Origin of the sequence: Parageobacillus thermantarcticus, assembly GCF_900111865.1 — a bacterium.
GTDB lineage: Bacteria > Bacillota > Bacilli > Bacillales > Anoxybacillaceae > Parageobacillus > Parageobacillus thermantarcticus.
In genome coordinates this window covers 19,850-29,865 of the sequence record NZ_FOJS01000033.1, presented here as the reverse complement: position 1 = coordinate 29,865, position 10,016 = coordinate 19,850, and the positions used below count along the sequence as shown (strand labels likewise).

Here is a 10,016-nt window from a genome sequence, read left to right as displayed (position 1 = left end):
CTCCTTGGTATTCAAATTAGGGGTCAATTCGTGTGATTGACACCCCCGAATCATACCAAGAGGGCTTTTTTTATTCAAGTCCCCGAAAAAACTTCTAACAGGAATGCTCCTTTCATATCTATACCAATCATCACTTAAGCTAAAATATTATAAATGTGTTAGATCGATCTAATATATAATTATCAAAATAATTAAATTTATCACAAGATTCAATCGTTCTACGCACATTATATTTTCTTTTGTAAACGTTGTCAATACAAAATTTTCTCTATCATAAATGCGATGAAAATACTAATCGCCATGTAACTGATTGCAAACCAAATGTTCCATATTCCAATACGGTATGGATTGGCTTTTAATTCTTCCGCCAAAATCGACACCGATAAATTATATGGGCTATACATCACCGTCGCTAAGCTGCAGCATATTAACACGATCGACAAAGGAACTGCTGGGATCATCGGCAACATCGGCCGCAATAATGAAGCAAGTAGCGTCAATGCCACTAAAGGATGAAAACCGAAAAAAGACGTCACAAGAAAATAGGCTCCTATCATGATATACAGCCATATTGTTTGTTCGGTTTCAATTTGAAACACTGCCTCCAACGCATCCCGCAATCGGGAGTGGGATAACATTTCCACACAGAGACCAGCGCTCAAAAACATAAAAAAGTAATTGGCAAGCCCTTTCGTCCGCTCTTTCCAATGCTGCACTGCAATAACGATATACCGTTTTGTTTTTCTCATGAGCATTGCCCATAATAACGAAACAGGAACGAGCGAAATCACGACGGAGAATAAAAAGCCTTTATGAAGTACATGCTGCAACAATGAAACGATGAAAATAAAAATCAATAACATTGCTAACAATTGAATCACTTTTTGATACACTTGTTTGGGATATTCAACATGTGGACCACTCGATGTTACAGGGAGATGACGGTATTTATAAGACGAAAAAATCCAATCGACACCAGCCATTACTATCGCCATGAAAAGCAAAATCGGCAAAATCATATAATAGCGTACATGTGTGATGTCAATCGTTGTGCTGATCATCACTTCCATTGGGCTCCATGTCAAACATAACGCATATGCCCGCAATAAATTTTGCGTATAAAACTTATCAGCTATCTGTTTCTGAAATTCCCGTAATGCAACGCGAAGCGATTTGACCAATAGCGGTACTGTCGCGATATTGAGAAACAGCCCCAATAAGTGGCAAACACTGAAGCTGCGCCGATATAACGCACTCGCATTCGTTGCTCCACGCTGCAACCATAAACTAAGATTTTGATCATAACGCCCGACGCGAATGAGAGAATTCATAAACGGGAGCACAAAAAAGAGAGAAAGCAGCCCGAGCACTTGTTCAAAATGCAAAATAAACGTATGCCAAGGATAATCATTATAAAAAAATAATATGGTTCCAATCCCGAAAAACACAGCTCCTGAAATAGCATACACTCCTCTTGCATAAAAAGCCGAAACAATGAGCGCAGCCATTGCCATTATCCCTATACTATAACGAATCACACTTCCAGACACAAACTGCGACACGACATACAACATAACAACAGACGTATAAATGAAAACTCGCAACGAAATCCCCCACTTTCTATTCTTTTTCATATTTTCATAAATAGATAGTACAACAAAATGAGGAAAACTGAAAATCCTTCCAGCTGATCTATAATGAAAAATATAGTCGACCTCGTTTGTAAAGAAACTGTTGGACCGTGCACACAATATATAACGTTTTCCCATGGAAGATAATCAAGTTGTTCCTCCATTATCCCTTTGTTGCAGTAAGCTTCCAGCATCATTTCATACACTCGCAATGGTGTGGCCGTTTGCAAGCCAACAAAACCTTCTCCCCCACTCCCCTCTAGCGAAAGCGGGGGGCTTCTCGTTCGATTACGATAAAATCGACCCCAATAAAAAATCCTCAAATGCAAAAAGAGAGCATTTGAGGATCTTACTTACAGAGAAAAGATTTGATTATCCTTTTGGACCGACCAAAAAATGGATCGGTTCGAACTTTATTCATCACCTATAAAATTCTATGAACTATGCGAAGTTTCCTGTGCCAGCACCCTCTTAAACTACCCACCACTTAACTTCGTTTGAAGTGAAGGTTTTGAAGCAAATTGTCATTATGCAAACTAGACGGTTTGAACAAAAAAGTCAAACGTCCAAACTGTTGATATATTAACATCTTACTTTAGTGTATGAAAGCAAAAGCCTTATGTATACCTCCCCCAGACCAAGCATCGACAGTGGAGTGGAGGAAGGGCGTGATTTCCACCGTTACTGGTTTCGCTTGGCGATCAGTTCTTCCAATGCGACTGCTACGCCGTCCTCCTCATGTGAGGCGGTGACCATATCACTGACTTCTTTTAATTCGGGAGCGGCGTTTTCCATCGCGACGCGGTAGCCGGCGACGGCGAACATCGATAAATCGTTATGGCTGTCGCCGAAAACGACCGTATCTTTCATGTCGATGCCGTAATGGGCGGCCAGTTTCATGAGCGCCTGTCCTTTCGTCGCCCGTTCATGGTTGATCTCAATGTTGTTCGGATGCGACGACGTCACGGTGATGCCGGAAATATCGGCAAATTGTTCCTCTGCTTCCCGTAAGCGTTCTTGATGAAGAGAAAAAACGAGCACTTTATAAAACGCAATACCCCGTTTTTCCCACACGAGACGGATATCATCGACATACGTCACGCGCGCTTGCTGGAATTGCTTTTCGACAATGCGCTTTAATTCGGGAGCGATATCGCTTGTCTTTTCTGCCAGCGCCTCGAGGTGGGCGCGGTTATGGAGACCGACGTAGACGGCATCGCCCGTATAAATTTCGCAATATAAATCGGGCTGCGCACGCACCCATTCAAGTGCCGGAATCAATTTTTCTTTGTCAAGCGGGACATCGCCAAGCACCGTCCCATTTTCTAATGTCATCACCGCGCCGTTTAAACTCATAATCGGGCAAACGATGCCTGCTTCTTGAAGCGGCGCGCGCGCGTCTTTATATGCCCTTCCCGTCACGATCGCCACGATATGGCCATGCTTTTGCGCTTTTGCAATAGCCGCTTTATTTCTTTTGCTCACCCGTCCGTTCGAATTGAGCAGCGTCCCGTCCATATCTAATGCGATTAACACTGTTGCATCCCTCTTTCTCATTATGCGCGTTTGTAAATCACTACTCCATCGCGGTCAATTTGCCGTTTTATTTCTTCATTTAATGAATCGGCAAACAGCACATCATAGGAATAAATTCCAACAATGTCATCGATATCTTGAACAATTTTTCCTTCCTGTCCTCCTTCATAATCAATGCACAAATCAATATCTGAATTATAGCGCGCCGTATGCTTGGCCCTTGAGCCGAATAAAATCACTTTCCGAATGCCACGTTCGCGTTGAAAGTAATCCATTAACCTTTGGTATACATCTTCATGAATTCCATACATCGCGATCAATCACTTCTTTATTTTATATTTTCAAGCAGCTTTTCGATATACTTGTCGTCCAAATCTCGATTCCTCCTTGCACCTTATCCTAAAACATTTCAAAAGTTCTGCGGACATGTTCAGCAGCGGGAATCCGCGACACTTCCATCGTCCGGATCGGCAGTTTGCGCAGCAAAGGGGCAAGCATCTGCTTCGTTTCCTTTTTCATGCGAATTTCCCGCGGCATTTTCCCGAGCCGCAGCAGCATATCCAAAAAGCTTTTTTGCACGCGCATCACCACATTCTCGATTGGAAGCAAATCGTTATGGATGATGAGCCCGCTATTTGCGTCCACCGCCAGTACCAATGTTGGAAAATACGGGCGCTCCCCGCGCTTCTCTTGCACCGGCCGGTTGATATACCCCACGTCAAATTCGACGCTGCCGTAGTATACTTGTCCAATATTTTTGACCATTTTTATCAACTTCGGATCGACAAGCAGTTCATACGTCGGTGTTTTTTTCTCACCTTCCAGTTCAGAAAGCAAAACGGCGTCATCGCGCCAAATGACGGTTCCATCCATTTTTTCGCCAACGCGGGCAAACATCTTTCCATCCTTCGGAAACACTGGAAGGGAAAGTTCCCCTTCCTTGACGCGCTGCGCGACATCAAGCGCCTGATCAAGCGCTGTTGTCACCAATTTCGCTTCTTCTTCGGAAATCGTCCACGGATAATATCCCGGAATAAAACTGCGAAACTGTGGCCACTGCTTTTTCCCGCGGAACGTCATGCCTTGCGAACGAAGGAGTTCATAGTCTTTCTTGCTTAGTTCATTTCTGTCGGCAAAGGAAATAAGCACCGCCCGTTGTGTATACACGGGATCTTGCTCAGGATATGGATGTTTTAATAAATATTGCAGGCTTTTGTATCCTTGCTCACCGATATATACGACCATGCCATGTTCTTGGCCAAGCGCGCCAATGACGGAACAGTATAAACGCTCGTTCGTTTCCGGATCAATGACAAGGAAAATTTCATCATCATCCATCCATTGCCACGGCGCTAACCGGTTAAACGCCACCGCTTTTTCCAGCAGTGCCCGCCATACGTTGCCTTGCGTTGCCTGTGCTTTCTTCTCCATCTCTTTTCGCGCTTTCTTTTTGATTTCCTTGCCAACTTTTTTGCACAGCGGAGCCAATTTTGCATTGACCATCGCTGTCAATTCCTTTGTCTCGATCGCCTCTGGATTCCACCCCTCGCCCATACTGTCTTCTTCCGGCGCAACCCGCACCGCCTTAAGGCAAACGGGATAGACGGCATCCGGCTGCGGTTCTATTATTTTTTCAAGCACGATCTCATGCTTCCAGTAATCGCCAAAGTCATAAATATACAAGCAGCGATCTCCCTCCTCGACGAGCCAATCGAAAATCCGCTCCTTATGCTCCTCATAGTCCGCGTCGCTCCATCCAGCGCCGCCATCATTGCCGATTTCGATACGCTGCTTCGCCGTTCCGCGCGTTTTCGTGATGTAAAACGTATGTAAATGCCGGTCTTCCCAATCAAACGCTTTTTGTAGCACACCATGAAGCTCGGCGAACGTCATTTCGCCTGGCACCAATAACCGCCGCCACACCGGCGGGCGAATATCTTTTAATTGCGCTTTTAGTTGATAGATCACACGATTTCCTCCATATCATCATAAATTTTCTTTTTTCATTCTACCATTTATTTATGATAATTTTAAATACGATGGCAAAAGAAACGATGAACAGACACATACAAAATTCACTCTTTGCGATAAAAATACGGACCACACCAGTCTTCATGCGTCTGCACGTACGTCCACGTAAACTGCGGGTCGACGACATACACATCGTGCTCGTGCCGCAAATCTTCCGCCCGCAAATTTTCGGCATTGATCAACATATACGCTTCTTCCCTTTCTTGATAAAACAAATAACAAACGAATCGGTTCTCCTCATGAAACGCCCGCATCGCCGCTTTCCCTTCAAAACAAGGCGGTTTTTCGTAACTGAATACATGCCACAAAAGCTGATCGAAATAAATCGACTGTTTCTCCTGCGGACTAATGGCATCGGCAAACGCTCGTTCCCAACGCCTGCGAAATTCTTCTCCTTTTCCCTTCCATTCTTCGACTATGATTCCTCGATTTTCTAATCTTTTTCGTATGTTCATTTCCATCTCCCTACTCCCAAGGAAACATATCGCTCGCGCGGCAAAAAATCCGATACGAAACGCCTTGTTTGCGGCGCCGCGCCGCTTTGTTTCCTATCCTTGTCGTCTCAATGATCTCATCCCAAAACGGAATGCGCGCACGCAATCGTTCAAACATCTTCCGAATGGCGGCATCGGTAACCTTTCTGCCGAAAAACGACTGAAACAATGTTTCGCGGACGTCTTCCCCTGTCATCGGCCGCTCGCTATGCAAAATCGCCGCGATCACATAAAACGGCTGGTAGTCCAGTTTCACCGACTCTTCTGCGTAACGAACGATAAAGCCGTTTTGTTCGCTAACGCAAAGCATCACCTCATGTGGCAAAAGCCGCTCCTGCTCGGAAAAATACGTTTCCTCCGTTACGATTTCATCGCTTTTTGGCGTAATGATGCGATAAAACGCGCGGTGAAAATCTTCGATGCGCTGGAGAAAAATCGCCCGGCGATAGCGATCGACCGTTTCTTCATCATACGGTCTTGTTTCCATCTTTTCCACTTGTTTTAACGCGTTCGACGCAAGAAAAATGCCGCAATTGACAAGAAACATATGGCTTAGCATCTCCTGCGTATCATTAAGAGATTCCTCCCTCTCTCCGGAAAGCGCCCGATGAAAATAATACGCCGCTTCGGCGTATCTTCCTTCGTTATAGTAAATATGCGCCAACCGATAATTTGCAACCGGATGGCTTGGCTTTCGCTTTAACGCTTTTTGCAAATACATTTTCGCCAGCTTCGGATCAGGGGTGCTCGACATTTTGAAATACTCGCCAAAACGAACGTACAAATGGATCAATTCGCTTTCGATTTTCTCACGCCGCTTTCGATCTTTTTCTTCTCTCCACTCGGCAAGCAAGCGACGCTCTTCGTGATGCGGGAAAAACTCGTATTCTTCCATTTCCTATTCCCTCCTTTTGTGACAAGCGGTCACACCCCGATTTGTATAGTTGCATTGTACGAATTTGAAAAGGAGATGGATAGTATGGAAAAATTAACGAAGTTCATGGTTCGACACGGATTTCTGCCAGAAGATGCAGAAACAGGAATTACGTCACAGTGGCTTGCGCAAACAGTCGCAACACTCATTCGGCGTCACCAGCATCTTGACGCCATTTCCGAAACGGACTGGGTCGAAGCGCTCCAACAAACCGCCGAACAGATTATTTTTCACCATCGTGACATTCCGGGGAAAGAAACACTTATCGACCCGACAAAAGACGACCTTCCCCTCATCCAAATCGATCCGTACATCCGCGGCATCGTCCGCTGGCTGAATATGATGCATATTTATACGGTTAACAGCTGCGACGGAGAAGGGCGCCGACCAGCTAGGATTTATTTTCTGAACGACTTGTCCGCGACACAAACTTCGATTATTCGCTCCTGCACACCGAAAAGTGTACACGTAAAGCTAGAAAAAAGAAAGGCGACATTTTTCTATAAGAAAGGACAAATCGCCGATCTTCTCACCATCGCTGAACGGCTGCACAACGTGTGGAGAAACCCGGAAACACTCAAAGTGTACAGGTTAGAAAAATTAAAACAACGGCTTATGCCTCTTCTTCACATCCAAGGCAAAAGCGGGCGGGAACACGTCATTCGCCAATGGCTGCACCGCTATTTGCAATCACGGGTCGATTGGCTCCAAACAGATGGATATGGCAACTTGCTCGCGGCGATCCATTGCGGAGAAGGGCCAGTGATCGCACTTTCCGCCCATATGGATACCGTAAAATCCTTTCATCCTTACCGAACGATGATCGAAAACGGAACCACTTTAAAAAGTTCCAGCGGCATCTTAGGCGCCGACGACCGGGCGGGAATCGCTGTCATTTTGGAAATCATTGATTTCATTCGCCATTCCCGCTTCCAAGGAACGCTGAAAATCGCTTTGACCGTCGAGGAAGAAATCGGCTGCCTCGGCTCGCGCCATATCGACCCGGCGTTTTTGCAAGACATCGACTCCGCGATTGTCGTGGACCGCCGCGGAACGCGCGACATCGTCACTTCTTACGCCGGCATCGTACCGTTTTGCCCTGACGAATACGGCCGCATTTTCGAAACAGCCGGAACGCTCGCCGGCATGCCCGACTGGAAAATCACCTCAGGCGGTCTCAGCGATGCCAAAACCTTCGCCGAATTCGGCATTCCGTCTGTCAACTTATCCGTCGGCTACGAGCATGAACATACCGAACTCGAAACGCTTGACTGCAAAGCAACGCTGGAAACAGTGCTTCTGCTTGAAACGGTGTTTGAAAACAATATGATTGCCGAAAAACTCATTGCAACGTGTAAAGGTTAGAAGAAAAATAGAAAGTAGAGTGGAACAAAGCAACCACTCTACTTTTATTCTATTTTTGGATTTATCCATGTTTTGGCCGCTGTGCATTCGTTTTTTGACGCTCTTTGCGAATCGCCTCAAAATATTTCGTGAACTCCGATTCGCCTGAATAGGAAAGGTATAGGTATTCTTTTGCTCTTGTCATGCCAATGTATAGTAGCGACACTTCTCTCTCTTTATCCTCTTCCAGAGCGAATGGCATATTATCAATGTTCACAATAAAAACCGCTTGAAAATCAAGACCTTTGCTACTTTCGATCGTGCTTATTTTTACTTTACCGTCATCTCGTAAAAATGTTCGTTTGGCTATTTCATTTTCAGTCAGCCAATAATAAGGAATTTGCTCTTTTTCAAGAGTTCGCTTAATCACACCAATAATATCTTGCAGATGGGTTCGTTTTACTCGGTATAAAATAAGTATTTCTGAATACGGAACCTTTTTCTCGTTATGTAATATTTGAATTTGTTTTGCGACTTCCTTCATTTCATTCGCAAAATTATTCGCTTTTAATATTACTGGTTCCGGTCCTTTTCTCCTTGTGCTTTGCGGGGCAATAATTTCTCCTTCAAACTCCCGATGAGCTACTTTATTTTTTAACACCGAATGAGTACGGTAAAAATCCCAAGCAAATTTCACAATTTGTGCTGTATTTCGATAATTGATCGTCAATACTTTGGATCGCCCTTGGAAATTTAAGCCCGTATCTTGGACATAAGACCGTTTTCGTTTATAAATCGTTTGTGCTCGATCCTCTACAAGAAGAAGCGATTGTGTTTCCGGATTTAGTAGTTTGCTAATAAGCGCCAACCAGTCTGATGAAAAATCTTGTCCCTCATCTACTAAAATAGCATCATATGTTGGTAAAATCGCTTCACCTTTTTCAAGTTTCTCTAAAATATATGGAATTTGTTGTTCAGTAATTTTTAAATCATGTTTAAGCCATTCATGGAAATTGCGCACAATAATTTGACCATATGCGATATCCGCCAATCCATCTTTTTTCGTAAAATCAAAATCAAATAGAGAATCCGGTTCCATTAACATATTGTTTATCATTTGCCGAATTCCTTGAGCCAACGAGATATTGTAACACAAAATTAAGATTTTCCAATTTGGATGCTCCTTTGCCAGCAACTTTGCACGACTAGCTAAAATAAGTGTCTTCCCACTCCCCGCTACTCCACGAATAAGTCGATGTTTATCTCCAATTTGTTTTGCCAAATTTTCCTGGTGCAAATCCATTGCCTTAATATCATGAAGAGAAAGCAAAATTTGATCTTGATATGGAACCGGCGGACGAAATTCTGCACTAATTCGAACCTCTGGAAAAAGATGATAGCGAATCGCATCAATTTCTTCTTTTGTTAAAGGCTTCCGCAAACGATATGGAACGACAAACATATTTAATATTTTTTCAAATAACACTTCCTCGCTAAACGATTCTTTATCTGGATCAATTTCATCGCGCAGTAAGCAAAGATTCGGATCAATAACTGGGTACAACTGTTTTTTCACTAAATCTTTTTGCGTCAACCGTGTAAATACTACCCCATAACCGTATGGAAATTTCAATTGGAATTGGTATCTTCCTTCCAAATGGACTAAATTTTTATCTTTTTTCAACACATCCACAATGTGAAATGCGTTATCTCGCGCTTGTTTAAATGGACTTTTCACCGTCACTTGCTCTCCCGCACCATTTATAATCGTCCATTCATCGTTGTTTATTTGAAGAAGTGTAGACAATGTATAATCTTTTACTTCCAAGACGACAATCCCTAAATCTGGTCCAATGATCACAAAATCAGGACGTCTCCCTCGGATTTCCGGTTCATAATATACGATATAATCATCAGGTAAAAATGTTTTCAACGTCCGAAACAACAATCGTTCCCCAGCTGTTGCACTTGAACGAATCGTCTCCGGAATTGTAAACGCCATCGAAATCAGCCCCAACATGTCAGTTAATTTCCGATATTTAACAA

Annotated in this window: 8 protein-coding genes; 1 reads left to right on the top strand and 7 read right to left on the bottom strand. The window is 43.8% G+C overall.

Going from position 1 to position 10,016, the window contains the following annotated elements; all coding sequences use genetic code 11:
* Nucleotides 1–251: 251 nt before the first annotated feature.
* The 6 genes from BM278_RS13595 to BM278_RS13570 all read right to left on the bottom strand — a co-directional run bounded on the left by BM278_RS13595 (nucleotide 252) and on the right by BM278_RS13570 (nucleotide 6,587).
* Nucleotides 252–1,604, bottom strand: a complete 1,353-nt coding sequence (locus BM278_RS13595; RefSeq protein ID WP_244151174.1) for a hypothetical protein — start codon at nucleotides 1,602–1,604, stop codon at nucleotides 252–254.
* Between the two features lie 708 nt (nucleotides 1,605–2,312).
* Nucleotides 2,313–3,167, bottom strand: coding sequence for a Cof-type HAD-IIB family hydrolase (locus BM278_RS13590; protein ID WP_090950647.1), 855 nt, complete (start codon nucleotides 3,165–3,167; stop codon nucleotides 2,313–2,315).
* 20 nt (nucleotides 3,168–3,187) lie between these two features.
* Nucleotides 3,188–3,478, bottom strand: a complete 291-nt coding sequence (locus BM278_RS13585) for a nucleotidyltransferase family protein (protein WP_090950645.1) — start codon at nucleotides 3,476–3,478, stop codon at nucleotides 3,188–3,190.
* Nucleotides 3,479–3,566: 88 nt separating this feature from the next.
* Nucleotides 3,567–5,135: a plasmid pRiA4b ORF-3 family protein gene (locus tag BM278_RS13580; protein ID WP_090950642.1), complete on the bottom strand. Its 1,569-nt coding sequence runs from the start codon at nucleotides 5,133–5,135 to the stop codon at nucleotides 3,567–3,569.
* A 107-nt stretch (nucleotides 5,136–5,242) separates the two neighbouring features.
* Complete coding sequence (locus BM278_RS13575; protein WP_090950657.1) at nucleotides 5,243–5,653, bottom strand: DUF4275 family protein; 411 nt, start codon at nucleotides 5,651–5,653, stop codon at nucleotides 5,243–5,245.
* A 10-nt stretch (nucleotides 5,654–5,663) separates the two neighbouring features.
* On the bottom strand, nucleotides 5,664–6,587 hold the full coding sequence (locus BM278_RS13570; RefSeq protein ID WP_090950639.1) for a tetratricopeptide repeat protein: 924 nt from the start codon (nucleotides 6,585–6,587) through the stop codon (nucleotides 5,664–5,666).
* 84 nt (nucleotides 6,588–6,671) lie between these two features.
* Here BM278_RS13570 and BM278_RS13565 point away from each other — a divergent pair, with 84 nt between their 5' ends.
* Complete coding sequence (locus tag BM278_RS13565; RefSeq protein ID WP_090950636.1) at nucleotides 6,672–7,991, top strand: M20/M25/M40 family metallo-hydrolase; 1,320 nt, start codon at nucleotides 6,672–6,674, stop codon at nucleotides 7,989–7,991.
* A gap of 61 nt (nucleotides 7,992–8,052) precedes the next feature.
* Here the strand turns inward: BM278_RS13565 and BM278_RS13560 are convergent, their stop codons facing one another.
* On the bottom strand, nucleotides 8,053–9,972 hold the full coding sequence (locus tag BM278_RS13560) for a 3'-5' exonuclease (protein ID WP_090950654.1): 1,920 nt from the start codon (nucleotides 9,970–9,972) through the stop codon (nucleotides 8,053–8,055).
* Nucleotides 9,973–10,016: the final 44 nt, after the last annotated feature.

Bases quoted from the DNA above. Each gene is read 5' to 3' on its own strand.
- BM278_RS13585 (WP_090950645.1), bottom strand. From the start codon at position 3,478: ATGTATGGAATTCATGAAGATGTATACCAAAGGTTAATGGATTACTTT.
- BM278_RS13575 (WP_090950657.1), bottom strand. From the start codon at position 5,653: ATGAACATACGAAAAAGATTAGAAAATCGAGGAATCATAGTCGAAGAA.
- BM278_RS13570 (WP_090950639.1), bottom strand. From the start codon at position 6,587: ATGGAAGAATACGAGTTTTTCCCGCATCACGAAGAGCGTCGCTTGCTT.
- BM278_RS13565 (WP_090950636.1), top strand. From the start codon at position 6,672: ATGGAAAAATTAACGAAGTTCATGGTTCGACACGGATTTCTGCCAGAA.
- BM278_RS13560 (WP_090950654.1), bottom strand. From the start codon at position 9,972: ATGGCGTTTACAATTCCGGAGACGATTCGTTCAAGTGCAACAGCTGGG.